The organism is Kutzneria kofuensis (assembly GCF_014203355.1).
Classification (GTDB): domain Bacteria; phylum Actinomycetota; class Actinomycetes; order Mycobacteriales; family Pseudonocardiaceae; genus Kutzneria; species Kutzneria kofuensis.
Genome location: NZ_JACHIR010000001.1, coordinates 3,838,611 through 3,859,268, shown reverse-complemented (window position 1 = coordinate 3,859,268; position 20,658 = coordinate 3,838,611). Strand labels below are relative to the sequence as shown.

19 protein-coding genes are annotated in these 20,658 nt (G+C 70.9%); 8 read left to right on the top strand and 11 right to left on the bottom strand.

Translation table 11 applies throughout. The annotated features are described in order from the left end of the window. Positions 1-311 precede the first annotated feature (311 nt). The gene (locus BJ998_RS17645; protein ID WP_043720043.1) at positions 312-986 is read right to left on the bottom strand and encodes a Crp/Fnr family transcriptional regulator; all 675 of its coding nucleotides are present in this window, start codon (positions 984-986) and stop codon (positions 312-314) included. A gap of 56 nt (positions 987-1,042) precedes the next feature. Beyond that, positions 1,043-1,303 (bottom strand): hypothetical protein, encoded by a 261-nt coding sequence (locus BJ998_RS17640; protein ID WP_043730536.1) that lies wholly within the window; start codon positions 1,301-1,303, stop codon positions 1,043-1,045. 150 nt (positions 1,304-1,453) lie between these two features. Between BJ998_RS17640 and nth the strand changes: the two genes are divergently transcribed. From nth to BJ998_RS17620, 4 genes are read left to right on the top strand one after another with little or no spacing between them, the layout of a single operon-like run. Then, positions 1,454-2,194, top strand: coding sequence for an endonuclease III (gene nth / locus BJ998_RS17635; RefSeq protein ID WP_184868738.1), 741 nt, complete (start codon positions 1,454-1,456; stop codon positions 2,192-2,194). Then, positions 2,191-2,793 (top strand): TlpA family protein disulfide reductase, encoded by a 603-nt coding sequence (locus tag BJ998_RS17630; RefSeq protein WP_184863038.1) that lies wholly within the window; start codon positions 2,191-2,193, stop codon positions 2,791-2,793. Before nth ends, BJ998_RS17630 begins: the two co-directional genes overlap by 4 nt. Then, positions 2,790-3,476, top strand: coding sequence for an NUDIX hydrolase (locus tag BJ998_RS17625; RefSeq protein WP_184863036.1), 687 nt, complete (start codon positions 2,790-2,792; stop codon positions 3,474-3,476). The genes BJ998_RS17630 and BJ998_RS17625 overlap by 4 nt, the downstream gene beginning before the upstream one ends. Then, positions 3,473-4,651 carry a MarP family serine protease gene (locus tag BJ998_RS17620; protein WP_184863034.1) on the top strand — a complete coding sequence of 393 codons (1,179 nt, stop codon included), beginning with the start codon at positions 3,473-3,475 and terminating at the stop codon, positions 4,649-4,651. Before BJ998_RS17625 ends, BJ998_RS17620 begins: the two co-directional genes overlap by 4 nt. On the opposite strand, the gene BJ998_RS17615 is transcribed toward BJ998_RS17620, so the two are convergent. The 3 genes from BJ998_RS17615 to acs all read right to left on the bottom strand — a co-directional run bounded on the left by BJ998_RS17615 (position 4,628) and on the right by acs (position 7,978). Continuing rightward, positions 4,628-5,356, bottom strand: coding sequence for an alpha/beta fold hydrolase (locus BJ998_RS17615; RefSeq protein ID WP_184863032.1), 729 nt, complete (start codon positions 5,354-5,356; stop codon positions 4,628-4,630). The genes BJ998_RS17620 and BJ998_RS17615 overlap by 24 nt on opposite strands. Positions 5,357-5,433: 77 nt before the next feature. Beyond that, complete coding sequence (locus tag BJ998_RS17610) at positions 5,434-5,922, bottom strand: phage holin family protein (protein WP_184863030.1); 489 nt, start codon at positions 5,920-5,922, stop codon at positions 5,434-5,436. Between the two features lie 85 nt (positions 5,923-6,007). Continuing rightward, complete coding sequence (gene acs, locus BJ998_RS17605; RefSeq protein ID WP_184863028.1) at positions 6,008-7,978, bottom strand: acetate--CoA ligase; 1,971 nt, start codon at positions 7,976-7,978, stop codon at positions 6,008-6,010. 197 nt (positions 7,979-8,175) lie between these two features. On the opposite strand from acs, the gene BJ998_RS17600 reads away from it, so the two are divergent. After that, positions 8,176-8,901, top strand: a complete 726-nt coding sequence (locus BJ998_RS17600) for a Fic family protein (RefSeq protein ID WP_184863026.1) — start codon at positions 8,176-8,178, stop codon at positions 8,899-8,901. A gap of 120 nt (positions 8,902-9,021) precedes the next feature. Here the strand turns inward: BJ998_RS17600 and murQ are convergent, their stop codons facing one another. The 6 genes from murQ to BJ998_RS17570 all read right to left on the bottom strand — a co-directional run bounded on the left by murQ (position 9,022) and on the right by BJ998_RS17570 (position 16,795). Next, entirely contained in the window at positions 9,022-9,957 is a 936-nt protein-coding gene (murQ, locus tag BJ998_RS17595; RefSeq protein ID WP_184863023.1) for an N-acetylmuramic acid 6-phosphate etherase, read from the bottom strand. Beyond that, positions 9,954-10,886, bottom strand: a complete 933-nt coding sequence (locus BJ998_RS17590; RefSeq protein WP_312890175.1) for a MurR/RpiR family transcriptional regulator — start codon at positions 10,884-10,886, stop codon at positions 9,954-9,956. Before BJ998_RS17590 ends, murQ begins: the two co-directional genes overlap by 4 nt. A 57-nt stretch (positions 10,887-10,943) precedes the next feature. Next, on the bottom strand, positions 10,944-12,620 hold the full coding sequence (locus BJ998_RS17585) for a serine hydrolase domain-containing protein (protein WP_184863021.1): 1,677 nt from the start codon (positions 12,618-12,620) through the stop codon (positions 10,944-10,946). A gap of 7 nt (positions 12,621-12,627) precedes the next feature. Further along, a complete protein-coding gene (locus BJ998_RS17580) occupies positions 12,628-13,848 on the bottom strand; it encodes an exo-beta-N-acetylmuramidase NamZ family protein (protein ID WP_184863019.1) in 1,221 nt (406 codons plus the stop codon). Beyond that, positions 13,845-15,461 carry a glycoside hydrolase family 3 protein gene (locus BJ998_RS17575; RefSeq protein WP_184868736.1) on the bottom strand — a complete coding sequence of 539 codons (1,617 nt, stop codon included), beginning with the start codon at positions 15,459-15,461 and terminating at the stop codon, positions 13,845-13,847. Before BJ998_RS17575 ends, BJ998_RS17580 begins: the two co-directional genes overlap by 4 nt. Positions 15,462-15,988: 527 nt before the next feature. Continuing rightward, entirely contained in the window at positions 15,989-16,795 is an 807-nt protein-coding gene (locus tag BJ998_RS17570; RefSeq protein WP_312890173.1) for an HAD family hydrolase, read from the bottom strand. A 390-nt stretch (positions 16,796-17,185) separates the two neighbouring features. Here BJ998_RS17570 and ssd point away from each other — a divergent pair, with 390 nt between their 5' ends. From ssd to BJ998_RS17555, 3 genes are all read left to right on the top strand, one after another. Continuing rightward, the gene (gene ssd, locus BJ998_RS17565) at positions 17,186-18,262 is read left to right on the top strand and encodes a septum site-determining protein Ssd (RefSeq protein WP_312890172.1); all 1,077 of its coding nucleotides are present in this window, start codon (positions 17,186-17,188) and stop codon (positions 18,260-18,262) included. Continuing rightward, positions 18,252-19,397, top strand: a complete 1,146-nt coding sequence (locus BJ998_RS17560) for a TadA family conjugal transfer-associated ATPase (RefSeq protein WP_184863017.1) — start codon at positions 18,252-18,254, stop codon at positions 19,395-19,397. The genes ssd and BJ998_RS17560 overlap by 11 nt, the downstream gene beginning before the upstream one ends. Positions 19,398-19,587: 190 nt before the next feature. After that, entirely contained in the window at positions 19,588-20,400 is an 813-nt protein-coding gene (locus BJ998_RS17555; protein WP_246488615.1) for a type II secretion system F family protein, read from the top strand. The last annotated feature ends 258 nt before the right edge of the window (positions 20,401-20,658 follow it).

Below are 20,658 nucleotides of genomic sequence, written 5' to 3'. Positions count from 1 at the left end.
GAGAGTGAATCCGGTTGTCCGTGACGGGCGGTTCCATGTCACAGTGACCAGGCAAGAGCTCCCCAGGTGTCGGGTTCGGGGCCTGACATCCGGGGGGACGGGGTGCGCGGCCCGTCGGGGGATGGCCCGCGCAACACGAAAGGCCGGTTGGTGGCGTCGGGGGCCACAACCGGCCTTTCGTCGTTCGCGCTCGGGGCGGCGCCGCCACCGATCTTGAAGTGTGGTCGTTGGACGCGGAAAGACTGCCTGGTTGGGCAGCAGAAAGGCCCCCGTCCGCGGCGGGACGAGGGCCTTTCGGTGCTCCTGCGCTTCTAGCGGGCGCGGCGCGCGAGGCGCTCCGGGTCCAGGATCAGGACGCTCTTGCCCTCCAGCCGCAGCCAGCCGCGGTGGGCGAAGTCGGCCAGCGCCTTGTTCACGGTCTCGCGGGAGGCACCGACGTACTGGGCGATCTCCTCCTGCGTGAGGTCGTGAGTGACCCTCAGCAGGCCGGCCTCCTGGCTGCCGAACTGGCGGGCGAACTGGAGCAGCGCCTTGGCCACGCGGCCGGGCACGTCCGTGAAGATCAGGTCCGCCAGCATGTTGTTCGTCCGGCGCAGCCTGCGCGCCAGCACACGCAGCAGCTGCTCGGCGATCTCGGGCCGCTTGCTGATCCATTCCCGCAGCTCGGGGCGGCCCATCGACAGCGCCCGGACCTCGGTCACGGTGGTCGCGGTCGACGTGCGCGGCCCCGGGTCGAAGATCGACAGCTCGCCGAACATGTCCGACGGGCCCATGATGTTGAGCAGGTTCTCGCGCCCGTCCGGCGACTTGCGGCCGATCTTCACCTTGCCGCTGTGGATGATGTAGAGCCGGTCGCCGGGCTCGCCCTCCGCGAAGATCACATGTCCACGCGGGAAGTCGATCGGCTCCAGCGTGACGAGCAGAGCCTCCGCCGCCGACGGGTCCACACCCTGGAAGATGCCCGCGCGGGCCAGGGTCTCGTCCACCTCGTCCCTCCTGTCGAGACGCGGCGGCCGGTGCCGCCGATCACTAGCGTGCCAGTCTAGGACCCGTTGCCCCTGGTCCGCCGGGGACGCAGCCGTGCGGCGCGTCCGCCGAGCCTACGCAGACGGAACAGCTCCAGCGCCCGGCCGATGCCGTGTCCGTACAGCGCCCTGACCTCGTCCGGTCGGGCCTGCTCCAGGAATTCCTCGACCTCGTTCTCCTGCACGGCCACATGGCGCAGGCGAGCTTCCACGCGCTCCATGAAGAGCGCGAAGAACATGATCAGAAGTGGTACGACAAGCACCAACCAGGCAGTCATGATGTCCCCATCCTCTCCCATGGCCCCACAGGCGCGTGCATCGGGGGGTCACCCCGGCGTGTCGGCGATGTCGGTGGGGGTCCGTACGCTGGGTGAGTGCCACCGACCGCCGCCGCGAACAACCTCAGCCTCGTCCGCCGAGTGCGGCGGATGACACGCGCGCTGCGGGAGGGCTACCCAGACGCGCACTGCGAACTCGACTTCGTCACGCCGATCGACCTGACGGTCGCCGTCATCCTGTCGGCCCAGTGCACCGACAAGCGGGTGAACGAAGTCACACCGGCGCTGTTCGCCCGGTACAAGACCGCCGCCGACTACGCCGGCGCGAACCGGGTCGAGCTGGAGGAGATGATCCGGCCGACCGGCTTCTACCGGAACAAGGCCACTTCGATCATGGGCCTGGGCGCGGCGCTGGTGGACAAGCACGGCGGTGAGGTGCCGGGCACCCTGGACGAGCTGGTCCGGCTGCCCGGTATCGGCCGCAAGACCGCGAACGTGGTGCTCGGCGAGGCCTTCAACGTGCCCGGCATCACCGTCGACACCCACTTCGGCCGGCTGGTCCGGCGCTGGGGCTGGACCGAGGAGACCGACCCGGTCAAGGTCGAGCACGCGATCGGCGAACTCGTCCCGCGCAAGGACTGGACGATGCTCTCGCACTGGACGATCTTCCACGGCCGGCGCGTCTGCCACGCCCGCAAGCCGGCCTGCGGCGCCTGCTTCCTGGCCCCGGACTGCCCCTCCTTCGGCGACGGCCCGACCGACCCGGCGGTGGCGGAGAAGCTGGTCAAGGGCGACGAGGCCCCGCACCTGTTGGCCCTGGCCGAGCAGGTCCGGGCCAAGATGCCCAAAAAAGCCAAGAAGGTCGAGAAGACTGTCGGCGCCGCGAAATGACCGTTCGGTGGCGGTGGGTGCTGGTGGCGGTGGTGCTCGCGGTGGCCACCGCCGTCGCCGTGTGGCCCCGTGGCCAGGCGCCCACCCACGCCGACCCCGCCGTGCACACGCCGGACGTGACCGCGTTGCGGCAGAAGGCCGCGCTGCCGGCGTGCCCGAAGCCGAGCGGCAAGGGCACGCTCGCCGGCATCAAGGTCACCTGCATGGCCGACGGCGCTGAGATCACGCTCGGCGGCGGCCCGATGCTCGTCAACTTCTGGGAGCCGTGGTGCGTGCCGTGCCGCACCGAGCTGCCCGCGCTGCAGGACTACGCTTCTCGACCCGGTGCGGTCCCGGTGCTGCTCGTGGAGATCCCGGCCCAGAGCGACCAGGCCAGCGGCCTGGACCTGCTCGGCTCGCTGCACGTGCGGCTCCCGTCGGTCTGGGATCCGAACGCATCCGTGGCCAACGCACTGGGTAAGCCGAACGTCTTCCCTGTCAGCTACGTAGTTGCAGCGGACGGCACGTCGAAGAGGATCACCACACCGGCCTCGTTCGACTCGGCGGACCAGGTGGAACAGGCGGTGCGGCAGTATGCGGACGGGAGAGTCACCGGATGAGTCCTGGCCCCCTGGTGGACCCGGCGGACGTGCCCGGCTGGCTGTCCGGCCTGGTCGCGGCCACCGCCGACCTGGACGCCTCCGAGCTGACCAGGGTGCGCCCGCCGACCGGGCTGCCGACCAGGCCCGCCGCGGTGCTGATGCTGCTCGGTGACGGCCCCGACGGCCCCGACGTGCTGCTCACCCGCCGCGCCGACACGCTCAACTCCCATCCCGGCCAGGTGGCCTTCCCCGGCGGCAGTGCCGACGACAGCGACGACGGCCCGGTCGACACGGCGCTGCGTGAGGCCGAGGAGGAGGCTGGCGTGCTCGCCGACGGCGTCCGGCCGGTCGCGCTGCTGCCGGAGCTGTTCGTCCCGGTCTCCGGTTTCATGGTGACACCCGTGCTGGCCCATTGGGAGAGGCCATCGCCGGTCCGCGTGGTCGACCCGGCCGAGACGGCCGCGGTGGCCCGGGTGCCGATCGCACACCTGACCGATCCGGCCAACCGGTTCCGGGTGAAGCATCCCTCCGGCTTCACCGGACCGGCGTTCGCCGCACCGGGCATGCTGGTGTGGGGCTTCACCGCCGGCCTGCTCGCCGGGTTGCTGCGGCTGGCCGGCTGGGAACGCCCCTGGAACGCGGCGGACGTGCGTGATCTGGACGAGTCGCTGCGGGCGGCGAACGCGGAGGTGCAGGCGTGAACTGGGTCGACCTGGTCGTGGTCCTGCTGGCCGTGATCGCCGCGGTGTCCGGGGCCAGGCACGGCCTGATCACCACGCTGCCGGCGACCATCGGCGTGCTCGGCGGCACCGTGCTCGGCCTGATCGTGACGCCGATGATCATGGCCAACTTCAACAGCAACGTCACCCGGATCGCGGTCTGGATGGGGGCGCTGGTGCTGCTGGTCGCCCTCGGCGAGACGTTAGGCGTGTGGCTGGGCCGGTCCATCCGCCAGCACGTGCGGCTCGGCCCGTTCACCGGCGTCGACCACACGCTGGGCGCGTTGGTGCAGTGCGCGGTGGTCTTCGTGGTGGCCTGGGTGTTCGCGCTGCCGCTGACCTCGGTCCCGGTGCCCGGGCTGGCCTCGGCCATCCGCGGCTCGGTGGTGCTCGGCACCGTGAACAACCTGATGCCGGCCGAGGCCGAGCAGCTGCCCAACGACGTGAGCAAGCTGCTCAGCTCGGGCCTGCTCACCGCCACCGGGCCGTTCACCCGGACCCCGATCACCGACGTGGACCCGCCCGACACCGCGCTGAACAACAGCCAGGTCGTGAAGGCCGTGCAGCCCAGCGTGCTCAAGGTGCGCGGGCGGGCGCCGTCCTGCTCGCGGGCGCTGGAGGGCAGCGGGTTCGTGATCGCCCCCGAGCGGGTCATGACCAACGCGCACGTTGTCGCCGGCACCGACGACGAGGTGGTGGAGGTCGGCCGTGGCCAGCTCACCGCGCACGTCGTCTACTACGACCCGGAGGCCGACGTCGCGGTGCTGTTCGTGCCCGGCCTCGACGCCCGCCCGCTGACGTTCAGCCAGCAGGACTACACCTCCGGCCAGGACGCGATCGTGCTCGGCTACCCGCTGGACGGCCCGTACGACGCGCGGGCGGCCCGGGTGCGGCAGCGCATCCAGCTCAACGGGCCGGACATCTACGGCACCCAGAAGGTCACCCGGGACGTCTACACGATCCGGTCCACCGTGAAGAGCGGCAACTCCGGCGGCCCGCTGATCAACCCGTCCGGCCAGGTGATCGGCGTCGTGTTCGGCGCGGCGGTCGACGACCCGGAGACCGGCTTCGCCCTGACGACCGCCGAGGTCAGCCGGGTGGTGCAGCAGGCGCCGACGCTGTCCCGGCCGGTGTCAACGGGTTCCTGCGCCGAGTAGCAGCGCGGTGACGGCGTCGGGCCGCTCCCACTGCGGGAAGTGCCCGGCGCCGTCGATCACCCGGTACGGCGCGAAGCGGGTGATCGGCGACGTGCGGGCGTCGTGCTCGCCACGCAGCCGCAGCACCGGGACTTCGAGCGGGCGGCTGACGGCGGCCTTGAACTCACGACCGTCGCCGCGCAGCCGAGACCGGAACGCCCAGCGGAAGTACTCCATGCTGCAGTGCGCGACGCCGCGGATCAGCATCGCCTCACGGTTGCAGCGCAGCACCTCGGGATCAGGCGTCCACTGCGGACCGGCCCACGTCCGCAGCATTCGTTCGACCACGGCGGCGTCGTCGGCGACGAGGCGACGCTCCGGCCAGAACGGCGGTTGAGCCGCCAGTAGCGGCCGCAGCGGAACCTCCAGCGGATGCGGCGCGGAGATCGTCGTGACGGACTCGACGAGCCGGGGATGCAGCGCCGCCGTCGTCCACGCCAGCAGGCCGCCCCAGCCGTGCCCGACCAGGTGTGCCCGCCGCGCGCCGAGGGCCTTGATCAGCCCGGCGACGTCGCCGGCGAGCGTCCAGCCGTCGTAGCCGCGCGGCGTCTTGTCGGACTTGCCGTAGCCGCGCAGGTCCACCGCGACCGCGTGCCGGCCGTTGGCGGCGAGCGCGGGCAGCTGGTGCCGCCAGGTCCACCAGAACTCGGGGAACCCGTGCAGCATCAGCGTGAGCGGACCGCTGCCGGCCTCGGCGACGTGCAGCCTGATGCCGTTGGCCGAGACGGTCCGTCGGCGCAGGTCTACGAGTGCTCGCCGGGGTGACGCAGCGCCGCGGCCGTGTCCTTGATCGTCTCGATGGTCCGCTCCGGGGCGCGCAGCCGCCGGACCTTGCGGTAACCGAGGAAGCCGAACAGGCCCGCGGTGACCAGCATCGCGACCCACACGATGCCGAACGACGCCGACCGGTAGAGGCCGAGGTCGGCGAGCAGCTCGGCGATCGCGAAGAACAGGAAGAACAGGCTGAAGCAGACGATCGTCAGCGCCAGGATGAAGAACACGCTGCCGCGCAGCGCCTTCTTGACCTCGGCGCCGACCTCGATCTTGGCCAGCTCGATCTCGGCGCGCAGCAGCGTCGAGACCTGCGTCATCACGTCCTTGACCAGGCCGCCGACCGACTGCTCGCCGGCGACGTCGCGGGCCGTCTCGTCGGTCAGCGGGATCGAGGGCACCGGGGGCAGCCCAGCGCCGGGGCCGTTCGGGTTCTGTCCTGGGCCTGTCACGGTGGTCATCGTGCCATGCACCCTCGGGGGTTCGCTGTGCGGTGCACGCAAGCGGCCCGCGCGAACGTGATCGCGCGGGCCGCTCCCGGGGGTGTCAGTCCTCGGCCTTGCCCGACTGCAGGCCGCTCGAGATCAGGTCCATCACCGTCGAGTCGGCCAGCGTCGTCACGTCGCCGACCTGGCGGTTCTCCGCCACGTCGCGCAGCAGCCGGCGCATGATCTTGCCCGAGCGGGTCTTGGGCAGCTCCGGCACCACCATGATCTGGCGCGGCTTGGCGATCGGGCCGATCTCCTTGGCCACGTGGTCGCGCAACTCCTTGATCAGCGCGCTGGCGTCCTCGTCCTCCTTGACGCCGCGCAGGATCACGAACGCCACGATGCCCTGGCCGGTGGTCGGGTCGGTGGCGCCGACCACGGCCGCCTCGGCCACCCGGCTGTGCGACACCAGCGCCGACTCCACCTCGGTGGTGGAGATCCGGTGGCCGGACACGTTCATCACGTCGTCGACCCGGCCCAGCAGCCAGATCGCGCCGTCCTCGTCGTACTTGGCGCCGTCACCGGCGAAGTAGTAGCCCTGGTCGTGGAAGCGCGCCCAGTAGGTCTCGCGGAAGCGCTCCTCGTCGCCCCAGACGCCGCGCAGCATCGACGGCCACGGCTTGTCCAGCACGAGGTAGCCGCCGCCACCCTTGCCGACCTCCGTGCCGGTGTCGTCGACGACCTTCGCGCCGATGCCCGGCAGCGGGCCCATCGCCGAACCCGGCTTGGCCGCCGTCACACCTGGCAGCGGGGAGATCATGATCGCGCCGGTCTCCGTCTGCCACCAGGTGTCCACCACCGGCGTCTTGCCCGCGCCGATGTGCTCCCGGTACCACATCCAGGCTTCGGGGTTGATCGGCTCGCCGACGCTGCCCAGCACGCGCAGCGAGGACAGGTCGTAGCGGGCCGGGATGTCCGCGCCCCACTTCATGAAGGTGCGGATCAGCGTCGGGGCGGTGTAGTAGATGGAGACCTTGTACTGCTGGATGATCTCCCAGTGCCGGCCCTCGTGCGGGGTGTTCGGCGTGCCCTCGTAGACGACCTGCGTGACCCGGTTGGCCAGCGGGCCGTAGACGATGTAGCTGTGCCCGGTGACCCAGCCGATGTCGGCGGTGCACCAGTAGACGTCCGTGTCCGGCTTGAGGTCGAACACGTTGAAGTGGGTGTAGGCCGCCTGGGTCAGGTAGCCGCCCGAGGTGTGCAGGATGCCCTTCGGCCGGCCCGTCGTGCCCGAGGTGTAGAGGATGTAGAGCGGGTGCTCGGAGTCGAACGCCTCCGGCGTGTGCTCCTCGGACTGGCCGTCCACCACGTCGTGCCACCACAGGTCGCGGCCGTCGGTCCAGTCGACCTCGCCGCCGGTGCGGCGGACCACCAGCACGTTGGCCACCGTCGGCGTCTTGGCGACGGCCTCGTCCACGGCCGCCTTCAGCGAGACCGGGTTGCCGCGGCGGTACTGGCCGTCGGTGGTGATCACCAGCTTGGCCTCGGCGTCGTCGATGCGCGAGCGCAGCGCCTCGGCCGAGAAGCCGCCGAACACCACGCTGTGCACCAGGCCGAGGCGGGCGCAGGCCAGCATCGAGAAGATCGCCTCGGGCACCATCGGCATGTAGATGGCCACCCGGTCGCCGGTCGAGAGGCCGAGGGAGAGCAGCGCGTTCGCGGCCTTGGAGACCTCACGCTTGAGATCGGCGTAGGTGATCGTGCGGGTGTCGCCGGGCTCGCCGACCCAGTGGATCGCGACCTGGTCGCCGTGGCCGGACTCGACGTGCCGGTCGACGCAGTTGTAGGCGACGTTGAGCTTGCCGCCGACGAACCACTTCGCGAACGGGGCGTTCGACCAGTCCAGCACCTGGTCCCACTTGGTCGCCCAGGTCAGGCGCTCGGCCTGCGCGGCCCAGAAGGCCTCGCGGTCGGCGTCCGCCTCCTGCTGCAGCGCGGCGGTCGCGTTGGCCTGAGCTGCGAACTCCTCGCTGGGCGGGAACGACCTGCTCTCGGAGAGCAGGTTGTCCAACGCGGACGACTCTGTCATGGTGCGTGGCCTCCTGGAAATCTCCTGCGGTAGTGCTGCTGACCGTAGTGCTACGGGCAACGCCGTACCAGTGCCGTAAGGTCTAGACCATACCGGCGGGTAGGGTCGCCGGCTGTGACCGAGCTTGCGAGGGAACCATCCAGCACCGCGACCGTGGTCGCGGACCTTCGTGTCCCGAGCGTTGGCGAGGAACGTCCGTGACCGACCCGCTGGCGCCGTTGCTGGATCTGCCCGGTGTCGCCGCAGCCGTCGAGGCCGCTCGCGACTCCGTCGCCGAGGTGCACCGCCACCCCGCCAACCGCCGTGGCTGGCCCACCACCGCCGCCGAGGCCTCCGTCCGCGCCGCCCGCGCCTCCGCTGTTCTGGACGGCGGCGCCGCCGAGATCCCCTCCGACGGCTCCGTCACCGACCCCGTTCTGGCGGGATCTCTGCGGGTCGCCGAGGCCATCGGTCCCCTCCTCGGGACCTGGCAGAAGGCCCCTCTGCAGGCCCTTGCCCGCCTCCACGTGCTGGCCGCCGCCGACCTCGTCGAGTCGTCCGAGCTGGGCCGGCCGACCTCCGGCGGCGATCGTCTCGAGTTGCTCGCCTCCCTCGTCGCCGGCGGCACCAAGGTCCCCGCCCCCGTGCTGGTCGCCATCGTCCACGGCGAGCTGCTTTCCCTGGCGCCCTTCGGTCCGGTCAGCGGCGTCATCGCCCGCGCCGCCGCCCGGTTGACGATGATCGGCACCGGGTTGGACACCAAGGGCTTGGCCGTTCCGGAGGTCGCGTACCTGCGGCGTGCCGGCGAATACCGCTCGGCGCTGGAAGGCTTCTCCGCCGGCACCCCGGACGGCGTCGGCGGCTGGCTCCTCTTCAGCTGCTCCGCCCTGGAAGCCGGCGCCCGCGAGGCCCGCAGCATCGCCGACGCGGTCGGGCAAGGCTGATTACCCCGCTGTGGACAACTTCCCGTCTGTCCACAGCCCACGCCGTTCAAGATCGTCCACGGTCTGTGCCGGGTAGAATGGGTCCGGGGACGCCCCCCGAGGGTTGGGTCGGGGGCTGGTTTAGCTAGCGGCAGCGCCAAGAGCAACCAGAGCGTTGCGGACGTGACCGCCGGTGGCGGACAGTGCCTCAGCGGCCTGTACGGAGTCGATGCCCGCCAACAGCCGCACCAGCGCCACCTTCAGGTCGCCGTCGGCCTCCAGCAACGCGGCCGTGCACTCGGCCTCGTCGAGCCCGGTGGCCTCCCGCAGGATCCGCAAGGTCCGCCCACGCAGCTTGGCGTTGGTGGCCCGCATGCTGACCATCAGGTTCGAGTAGGTCCGCCCCAGCTTGATCATCACGGCGGTGGAGAAGGCGTTGAGCACGAGCTTCTGCGCGGTTCCGGCCTTCATCCGCGTGGACCCGGCGATCACCTCGGGGCCGGTGTCCACGGCGATGAGCACGTCGACGGGCACGGCCGGGGCGCCGGCGGGGTTGGCCGACAGCAGCACGGTCCGAGTGCCGATCTCGTTGCCGGCGGAGAGCCCGCCCATCACGTACGGGGTGCGGCCGGAGGCGGTCAGCCCGAACACGAGGTCGATGGGCCGGACGGCGCCGCGGATCTCGGCGGCGCCGCCTTCCCAGTCGTCCTCGGCGTTCTCGACGGCCATCCGCAGCGCGGTGGGGCCGCCGGCGTGGTGGGTGACGAACCACTCGGCGGGGGTGTTGAAGGTGGGCACGAGCTCGGCGGCGTCGAGGGTGGCGAGCCGTCCGGACGTGCCGGCGCCGATGTAGTGCACCCGGCCACCGGACCGAAGCGTGGCGACGGCGTAGTCGACGGCCCGCGCCACCTGCGGCAGCACGTCGCCGACGGCGGCCGGGACCAGCCGGTCCTCTTCGTTGATCATCCGCAGCACGTCCACCGTCGGCAGTCTGTCAATCTCCTCCGTTCGGGGATTGCGCTGCTCGGTGGGGGAATCGACACGCACGATCGACTCGCGTGGCTGCGGCAACGTCATTTACCTGTCTCCCGTGCCTTCCGGCGGCCGTCGGGACGCGGACCGAGCCGATGCCCACCGACGGCCTCGTAGGTGGACTCCAACGCGTTACGCGCGCTGTCGAGGTGTTTCTGTGCGACGCCGATGAACAGGCAGTCGATGACAGTGAGCTGGGCGATCCGGCTGGCCATCGCGCCCGAGCGGAAAGTGGTCTCCCGCGCGGCGGTGGTCAGCACATGGTCGGCGACCTCGGAGATCGGCGACCGCGGGAAGTTCGTCAGTGCCACGGTCGTTGCCCCGCGCTCACGAGCCACCCGCAGCGCCTCCACGGTGTCCGCGGTCGCGCCGGTGTGGGAGATGCCGAAGGCGACATCGCCTTCACTGAGCACCGCGGCGGAGGTCAGCATGATGTGGGTGTCGCTCCACGCGAAGCTGACGCGACCGATGCGGTGCAGCTTCTGCTGGAGATCGGCGGCGACGAAGGCGCTGGCGCCGACCCCGTACACGTCGACCCGCCCGGCGCCGGCCACGGCGTCCACGACGGCGTTGAGCGTGGCGATGTCGAGCTGCTCGGCGGTCTCCTCGACGGCACGCGCGTCGGCGAACGCGACCTTGCCGACGACCTGCGACAGGTCGTCGGTGGGCGCGATGTCGCTGCCAAGGTCGCGGTCGATCCGGGCGGCGGTCCGCGCGGTGTCGGCGGCAAGGGCGATCCGCAGCTCGGGGTAGCCCCCGACGCCGATCGCCTTGCAGAACCGGGTCACCGTCGTCTCGCTCGTGCCGGCCGCCTCGGCGACCTCGGTGATGCTGCGATGCGCGACGACCTGCGGGTTGTCGAGCACGACCTTGGCCACGCGCTGCTCGGCCCGCGCGAGGCCGGGCAGCAGCGAACGGATCCGGACCAGCGGGCTCGCCTCGCTGATCTCATTGCCTGACTTGGCGGGTGCCACGTGGGAAACTTACTAACAGTAACTGTTTCGGTCAACATGACTGCCCCTGACCTGCGGTTACGCCAGCTGCCAACCGACCGGTGTGAACGTGGTGGGGCCGCAGCTGAGCCGGATGTCCGCCACGTTCACGCCCCGTCCTTCGTACGAGGGGTCAGTTGTGTAACGCCAGCGCAGCAACAGACCGTTCGATGACCCGGCGACTTGTGCCCGAACCTGCCACCAGGCCCGCACGGACTGCCCGGACAACGCCGTCTGCGCACCGGCCGGCGCGCCTTGGCCACGAACCGTCACCGGCACCGCGGTCCAGGTGGCGCCGCCGTCCGTGCTGGCCTCCAGGGTCAGCAGGTCCGTCGACTCGGTGTTGACGAACGCTTCGTACGAGACCGACACCGATCCGTGCAGCGTTCCCGTGGTCAGCGTGCTCGTCGTGCCCCCGCCCTGGCCGGAGAACCACGACCGGCCGCCGCCCGGCGCCTGCACGGTCATGGCCTGCGCCAGTGCCTCCGCCGCCGCCCGGCGGGCGCCGTTGGTGGACGGCGTGTTCCGCGTGGGATGCACCCGGTTCGTCAGCAGGATCGCGAACGACCGCGAGCGCGGGTCGATCACCAGCGACGTGCCGGTGAACCCGGTGTGGCCCATCGTGTCCGGTCCGGACAGTCCGCCCATGTACCAGATCTGGTCCAGTTCGAAGCCGAGCCCGTGCGAGTCGTCGGGGAACTTCTGGTTGAAGTTGACCTGCATCAGGTGCACGCCGTGCTCGCTGAGGATCCGGTGCCCGCGGTACACACCGCCGTTGAGGATCGCCTGGGCCAGCACCGCCAGGTCGTCGGCCGTGGAGAAGACGCCGGCGTGCCCGGCGACACCGCCCATCGCCCACGCGTTCTCGTCGTGCACGGAGCCGCGGACCATGCCCCGCGGCGGCGAGGCCTCGAACTCGGTGGCGGCGATCCGGTCCAGCTTCGACGCGGGCGGGTTGTAGCCGGTGTCGACCATGTGCAGCGGCTCGGTGATGCCCTTGCGCACGAGTTCGTCCAGCGGCTTGCCGGTGACCTGCTGCAACACCAGTTGCATGGTCAGCATGTTCAGGTCGGAGTACTCGTACTTGGTGCCGGCCGGCGCTTCCGGCGTCGCGTCCAGGATCGCCTTCTCCCGGGACGGAATGTCCGGATATCCCTGCCACAGCGAGGGAACCGGGTCGGGCGCGAGGCCGGAGGTGTGCGTGAGCAGCTGCTCGATGGTGATCGCGGCCTTGCCGTTGGTGGCGAACTCCGGCAGGTAGTGCGCGACCGGCGTGTCCAGGGCGATCCGGCCGGCCTCCAGCTGCTGCACGGCCACGATCGAGGTGAACAGCTTCGACAGCGAGGCCAGATCGTAGATGGTGTCGGTGCGGGCCGGCACCTGCTGGTCCGGCGGCAACTGCGTGGTCGCGTCCTTGTACTTCACGGCCTCGCCGGTCGCCGTGCGGTCGACCACGACACCGTTGTGCGCCAACAACACCGTCGCACCGGGGTAGATGGACGGAACCCAGGCGGCGAGTTGCTTGTTGAACGCGTCGATCGGCGCCGGATTCAGCCCCGCCGCGGCGGGCGGCCCGGCGTGCAGCACGGTGCCGGCCAGCGCGAACCCCTGGTACGGCCGGTCGAACCGAGCCGAGTTCGGCGCCGCGCCCGCGCTGGTTGTCATCGCGAACGCCAGCGCAAGCACGGCGGGCAGAGCGAGGGCACGAATGCGCATGGCCACCTCATCTGTACAGCAGATACCGGTTGCGATCACGGCGAAAGGCGGCGAGCTCGCCCGCCCATGCGCCCACGACGTCGTCGACCCCCGCGCCCGCGTCCACCATGCTGCGCATACGGGCCGAACCGCTGAGCTTGTCGACCCAGTTGTCCGGCCGCCAACCGAACACTTTCGGGTACAGGTTCCGGGCCGTCACGATCATCGCGACGGCGGTGCGGATGGCGTCGATCCGCGGCCGGTCGGTCAGGTGCACCTGCACGCCGCCGCACGTCTGGTTGACGAACTTGCTGAACGTCGGCACGAAGTAGGCCTCGCGGAACTCGATCCCGGGCAGCCCCAGTGTGTTCAGCTGCTCGGCCCAGCGCCAGTCGATGCCGGGCGCGCCGATCGTCTCGAACGGCCGGCAGGTGCCGCGGCCCTCGGACAGCAGCGTCCCCTCGAACAGGCAGGTGCCGGGGTAGAGCAAAGCCGTGTCGGGCGTCGGCATGTTCGGGCTCGGCGGCACCCACTGCCCGCTGAACAGGTCGTTTCGCCGCCACCCCGTGCACTTGACGATCTCCAGGGTGGACAGCCGGGTCGTCAGGAACTCCGCGTCGAACAGCCGGGCCAGCTCGCCGACGGTCATGCCCGGCTGCTGCACGATCGGCTTCAGCCCGACCAACGTGGCGAACTCGGGATCCAGCTGCGGCCCGTACGCCTGGCCGCCGATCGGGTTCGGCCGGTCCAGCACCATGAACGACGCTCCCGTGGCGGCGGCCGCCTCCATGGCGATGAACATCGTCCACGTGTACGTGTAGAACCGCGCGCCGACGTTGGCGATGTCGAACACCACGGTGTCCACGCCCGCCTTGCGGTACATCGCCGCCAGCGCCTCGGCGGTGACGTTGTACGCGTCGTACACGGGGATCCCGGTCCGCGGATCCGTGTAGTCACCCTCGGATCCGCCGGCCTGGGCGGTGCCACGAAAGCCGTGTTCGGGGCCGAACACGGCAACAGGGCGGACCTGGTGCGCCACCATGTCGTCGACCAGGTGCGTCAGGTCGGCCAGCACGCCGGTCGGATTGGTCAGCACGCCGACCTTGCGCCCGCGTAGCCGCCGGTAGCCCTCGGCGGCGAGCACGTCCGCGCCGTTCATCCGCCGCTGCGCCTCGGCCTGCGCGGGCACGGCCGGCACCGCCGCGGTCAACGCCGACGCGGCGAGGAAACCCCTGCGGGACAGGCTCACCAGGTCAATCCCGCGCCGAAGGAGTACGAGTTGGGGATGTCGACGGGCAGCTTGCCGCGCGGCCCGACCGCGCCGGTGAGCACCCTGGCCAGCGACCGCATCGACACCGCGGTGTACGAGTAGGTGTCTATCCACGTGCGGGCCTCGGGAACCGCGCCCGGGTCGTACGGATTGCCGACGCCGACGGCGATCACCGGCTTGCCGGTGGCGACGAGGTCGCGAACCCGTTGCCGCTGTGAGGGATCCGTCGCGGCGCCGTTCGTCAGCACCACGATCGCGTCGTAGTCGGTGGCCGTCTTGCTCGCCGGGATGCCTTGCGCGGTCAGGGCATCCGCCAGCGTCTGGGTCGTCGTCACACCCCAACCCGTGACCAGCACGGACTTCGCCTTCAACGGCAGCGCGCCGTCGTTGCTCAGCACGGTGATCGTCGAGTCGGTGATGCGCTGCGCGGTGGCCAGACTGGTGGCCGTGCCGACCTTCTTGGCCACGGCGTTGACGTCCACGAACGGGTTGAACAGCACGCCCCGCCGCAGCTTCACGGCCAGGATGCGCGCCAGGCTCTGGTCGATCCGCCGCTCCGACAACTGCCCGGTCTGCACGGCGTTGATCACCGCATTGACGGCGGTGCCGACGTTCTGCGGCATCAGCAGCATGTCCGCGCCGGCCTGCAGCGCCTTCACCACGATCTCGGCGTCGGTGTACTTCTGCCGCACACCGGCCATCTGCAGCGAGTCGGTGATCACCATGCCGCGGTAGCCCAGCTCGTCGCGGAGCATGCCGGTGAGCACGGTCGGCGACAGCGTCGACGGGTCCCCAGACGGGTCGATCTTCGGGAACACGATGTGCGCACTCATGATCACGTCGACGCCGCTGGCGATGGCGGCCCGGAACGGCGGCGCGTCGATCTTCTCCCAGGTGGCCTTGTCGTGGTCGATGACCGGCAACCCGGTGTGACTGTCGGTGGCCGCGTCGCCGTGGCCGGGGAAGTGCTTCGCGGTCGTCACCACGCTCGACTGGTAGCCCTTGACCTGCGCGGACACCATGCTCGACACCAGCGTCGGGTCGGAGCCGAAGGACCGCACCCCGATCACCGGGTTCGCCGGGTTCACGTTCACGTCGGAATCCGGCGCGTTGTTCATGTTGATGCCCATCGCCCGCAGCTCACGGCCCGTGATGGCCGCCGCCTGCTCGGCGTTGTCGGTGCTGCGGCTCGCGCCGAGGGCCATGCTGCCGGGGAACGTGGTCGCCGGCGCGCCGATCCTCGTGACCAGGCCCTCCTCCTGGTCGGTGGAGATCAGCAGCGGGATGTGCGCGCCGGAGCTGATCGCCGCCTTCTGCAGGCCGTTGGACAGCCCGGCGATCTGGGTCGGGTTCTGCACGTTGTCCGACCAAGCGAAGTAGATGACGCCGCCGAGGTGGTACTTCTGCACCAACTGGGCGGGCGTGTCGACGCCGAACTCGGTCTGGTTGCGGGCGTCCACGGTGTCGGCGGTGGGGCCGTAGCCGTAGGTCATGAACAGCTGGCCGACCTTCTCCGCCAGCGTCATGCCGCCCATCAGGGCGTTGACCTGGTCGGGTCGGGCGTCGGCGGCGCCGGGAACTGCGGTGGCCATCGCGGCCAACCCTGCCAGTAGGGCGACGAGTGTCCTGCGCACGGCGTCCTCCCGCGACCGGAAATCTTCTCACCGACTATGCAGATCAATCGGCAAGTTACTGACGTCACGGTCGGCGGGTCAACGCGCCTCGCCGGATCGGCCCAGTGCACAGCGGCTCCCCAGCCTCGATGAGGCTGGGGAGCCGCTAGTCTCAGCGCGAACTGTCGGGTTACCAGGCGTGCAACTGGTGTCGTATCGGCGGGGTGCTCGGCGTCCGGCGTCCCGGTACGCAGCCCCCAGACGACATGCCTCCCGCGGCGTGCTGTGCGTGGGTGCCCGAGGTTCGCGCACGGAGATCTTTCGGGGTGGACGGGGCTTCTCCTCCGCTCCGTCCCTGGCCGACTCGATGTCCGCATCTCCTTTGTAGTGCGTGACGGCGGCCACATCAAGGGCACAGTCGGGTGCACCGGTCAAGTGGCGCTGCGTGACCGATCACGTCGACCGCACAGATCATGACCTGCGCCGATGCCCTCTTCGGGTGGAGTTCAGGCCCGGCGCCGGCGGCGGATGCCGTACCAGGCGACACCGGCCGCGGCGACCGCGCCGAGTCCCACCGCGGTGACCGCGACGGCGGTGCCCGACGGGGTCGGGATGCGCCCCCGCAGCGACACCGGGTCGGAGAAGGTCAGCACCGGCCAGGCCTGCTGCGCGGCCACCTTGCGCAGCGCCCGGTCCGGGTTGACGGCGGTGGGGTGGCCGACCACGGCCAGCATCGGCTCGTCGGTCGCGGAGTCCGAGTACGCGTGGCACTGCGCCAGGTCGTAGCCGTTGGCGGCGGCCAGCTGCTTGATCGCGACGGCCTTGTTCTCCGCGTAGCAGTAGAAGTCGACCTCGCCGGTGTAGCGGCCGTCGGCGACCACCATGCGGGTGGCCAGGCACTGCGTCGCGCCGAGCATGTCCGCGATCGGCGCCACGATCTCGTGCCCGGACGCTGAGACGACGACCACGTCGTGACCTGCGGCACGGTGGTCCGCGATCAGCTGGGTGGCTTCCTTGTAGACCAGCGGGTCCACGATGTCGTGCAGCGTCTCCTCGACGATGGCCCGCACCTGGCCGACGTCCCAGCCCGCGCACAGCGCCGTGATGTGCTGGCGCATCCGCTCGATCTGGTCGGCGTCCGCGCCCGACTGCATGAACACGAACTGGGCGTATGCGCTCTTGAGCACCGCTCGCCGGTTGATCAGGCCCTCCTGGAAGAAGGGCCGGCTGAAGGCCAGCAGGCTCGACTTCGCGATGACGGTCTTGTCCAGGTCGAAAAAGGCCGCCACACGAGCGCCGGTGCTGGGATCCACGGCGCCAGCATAGGTGTCGTCACGAAAATATGGCGTGTCTGTTGCGGGGATGGGGAGCGCGAGACGCCTTCGGGGGGATACAGTAGAGAGGTCCGGCCACAGATCCGGACGTGTTCAGTCCAACCCCCCGGGACTGAACCTAGGCGACCCCCGTCCCTCCCCCCTGGCGGGGGTCGTCCCATATCTACGGTCCGGAGCCCGGGTATCGCCCGGCTCCAGTATGGCCGGCGGGTCTGACAATTCCGGTCGCAGAGATCAACAACGGCCGAGTTGTCCACAGCCCTCGAGTTGTCCACATGTGGATCTCCGACCGCCCCGCCGCGCCCGCCGCCCGGGCGAGTCTGGTCCCGCGGCGCACGTCCGTGCCGCAGGACGAGGACGGGGGAGAACGTGGACCGAGCACGGCCGCTGGCCCTGGTCGACAACGACGACCTGCTCGACGACCTGCTCAGAGTCGCCGCGGCCGCCGGCTGCGAGGTGGAGCGCGCGGCCGACGTGGCGGCGGTCCGGGCCGGCTGGGCGCACGCGCCGATGGTGGTGCTGGACGAGCACGCCGCGCGGCGCTGCGGCGAGGCCGGATTGCCGCGCAGGCCGGGGGTGGTGCTGCTCGCCGCCGGGCCGCCGCCGCCCGTGCTGTTCGAGCACGGCGTCGCCGTCGGCGCGGAACGCGTGGTGGGCCTGCCGGACTCGGAGTCCTGGCTGGCCGGGGCGATCGCGGACGCCGTTGAGGGTCCGGCCAAGGACACCGGGCGCGTGATGGCCGTGATCGGCGGTCGTGGCGGCGCCGGCGCCTCCGTGTTCACCGCCGCGGTCGGCTATGCGGCGCTGCGCCGAAGTCGCCGAGTGCTGCTCGTCGACTGCGATCCGATGGCCGGCGGCCTCGACCTCGTGCTCGGCGCGGAACGGCTGGACGGCTTGCGCTGGCCTGAACTCAAGCTCAGCGCCGGTCGGGTCGCCGCATCCTCGCTGCACTCCGCACTGCCCGGCAGCGAACGCGGCCAGTCCCGGCTGACGATCCTGTCCTGCGACCGCGCCAACGTCGACCTCGATCCGCAGGCCGTGGCGACGGTGGTCAGCTCCGCCAAGCGCAGCGGCGAACTGGTCATCTGTGACCTCCCCCGACATCAGACCGAATCGTCCCGGGTCGTGCTGGACCGGGCCGACTTGATCGTCGTCGTGATGCCCGCCGAACTACGGGCATGCGCCGCCGCGCGCCGGCTGGTCGACCGTTTCGTCGAGGAGGGCCGGGAAGCGCAGCTCGTCGTGCGCGGGCCCGCGCCCGGCGGGTTGCGTGCCGACGAGGTGGCCAGCACCGTCGGCCTGAATCTGTTGACCGGCATGCTGGCCGAACCCGGCCTGGCCATGGCGCTCGAGGCCGGCCGACCGCCGGCCCGCCCGCGCGGCCCGCTCGCCGAGGCGGCCGACCTCGCCGTCGAGGTCCTGTGCGGGGTGCCCGATGCGGCGTGACCTGGTGGAACGCGTGCGAGAGCGCCTCGTCACGGTCGGCGGCGGCCTCACTGACGCCAAGGTCGCCGACGCGTTCCGGGCCGAAACCGGCGGCGTGGCCAGCGATCTGGACACCCTGGGCGCGGTTCGAGAGCTGCGCCAGGAGTTCTCGGGCACCGGCCCACTCGCGCCGCTGCTGCGCGATCCCGGCGTGACCGACGTGCTCGTCACCGGTCCCGACCGGGTGTGGATCGACGGCCCCGACGGCCTCCGCCGCACCGCGATCGCCTTCCGCGACGACGACTCCGTCCGGCAGCTCGCCCAACGCCTCGCCCTCACGGCCGGGCGGCGGCTCGACGACGCCCAACCGTTCGTCGACGCCTGGCTGCCCGACGGTATTCGGCTGCACGCCATGCTGTCGCCCATCGCCGCCGACGGCACTTGCCTGTCGCTGCGGGTCATCCGTCCCGCCGGCCACGACCTGTCCGCGCTCCGTGACCTCGGCGCCTTCGACGCCGCCGCCGAGGAGCTGCTCGTCCGGATCGTCCGAGCCCGCCTCGCCTTCCTGGTCATCGGCTCCACCGGCTCCGGCAAGACGACCTTGCTCGCTGCCCTGTTGGCCAAGGTGCCCGCGCATGAACGCGTCGTCTGCATCGAGGACGCCGGCGAGCTCAACCCCGATCACCCCCAGATCGTCCGCCTCGTCTCCCGTCCTCCCAACGTCGAAGGCGCCGGCGAGGTCACCTCTCGTGAACTCGTTCGCCAAGCCCTCCGCATGCGCCCCGACCGGATCGTCGTCGGCGAGGTCCGCGGCGCGGAAGTCTGCGAGCTGCTGGCTGCCCTCAACACCGGCCATGACGGCGGCGCCTGCACCGTGCACGCCAATTCCCCGTCCGAGGTCCCCGCCCGCATGGAGGCGCTCGCCGCCCTCGGCGGCATCTCCCGGTCCGCCCTGCACAGCCAACTGGCCGCCGCCATCCACGTCGTCCTGCACCTCAAGCGCCACCACGACGGCGTCCGCCGCCTGGCCGAGATCGGCGTCGTCACCCGCGACCGTGACGAGGTCGTCGTCCGCACCGCCTGGCACGCCGGCCAACCGGCCCCGGCCTGGTCACTGCTCGCCGACCTCCTCGCGGAACGGGGTTTCCCATGCTGACCGCCGCGTGCCATCACGATCCTGCCCCGCTGCTCGGCATCCCTCGCCTTTCTCCCGCCCGACCACGCTACGCACCTGCCTCAGCGCACCGATCGCCTGCTGCCTCGAAGGCACCCCGCCTTTCCCGGTATCGCGAAGCTGCATCGCAGTCGCTCCTTGTCGATCTGGTGGCGGAGTGGGGGTTCTCGTGTTGAGCATCTCCGTTGCGCTGCTGGCCGTCGCCGTTCTGGTCTGGCCCGTGCGACACGCGCAGCGCCGGTTGCGGGCCCTGATGCCAGTGGAACGGCAACCCAAGCGTCGTTGGCGGCTGCCTCGGCCGACCAATGCTGTGCTCGCCGTTGTCGGGGCGGGCGTGGGGTGGTGTGTGCTGGGACCGGGCGGCGCGGTGGCCAATGCGGTGCTGTGCGTGACTTGTTGGCGGCGTTGGCATTCGCGCCGCAGTCGTCGGCGGCGAACGCAGGTGGCCGAGGGCATGGTTGGCGCGCTTGGCGCTCTGGTCGCCGAACTCCGCGTGGGCGCCCATCCGGCCACCGCCGCCGAGCGGGCGGCCATGGACGCCGATCCGTTGGCGGCAAAGGCGATGAGCGCCGTGGCCAAAACCGCCCGACTCGGCGGCGACGTCGACCGCGCGTTGGTCCGCAGCGCTGCCGACGAACCTTCTCTTGCCGGAGTGCTCGGACAGGTGGGCCGGGCCTGGCGGCTCGCCGGCCGGCACGGCGTTCCACTCGCCGAGGTGCTCGACTCGGTTCGCCGGGACCTCGATCAGCGACTCCAGTTCAGCCGTCAGGTGCACGCCCGGATGGCCGGCCCCAGGGCGAGCGCCGCCGTGCTGGCTGTGTTGCCCGAACTCGGTGTCCTGCTCGGCGAGGCCATCGACGCCCGTCCCCTGCACGTCCTCGCCGACACTCCCATCGGCCAGGTCCTGCTCGCCACCGGTGCGCTGCTCATCTGCGGCGGCGTGCTGTGGAGCGCCAAGCTGACCGACCACGCGGTGATGCCATGACCACCCAGATCAGCCACACGACAACGGCTTCAACTCAGCCGAACACGTATCCAGTAGTGCGACAGTCCGCCTCGGTCGTCACACCGAAGCCCCTCCGTCCCTTGACCATTGCCGCCCGCCTCGTTCGTCGGCGAGCGACGTCCGGGGGCAGACATCGCGCCGTGGAGCATTCGGACTTGCCGGAGCCCGTATTCGAGGTCTCGGCGATCGTGACGCTGGTGGTGCGCCGCCGAGGGACCGGGCGTCATCACCGGCGTG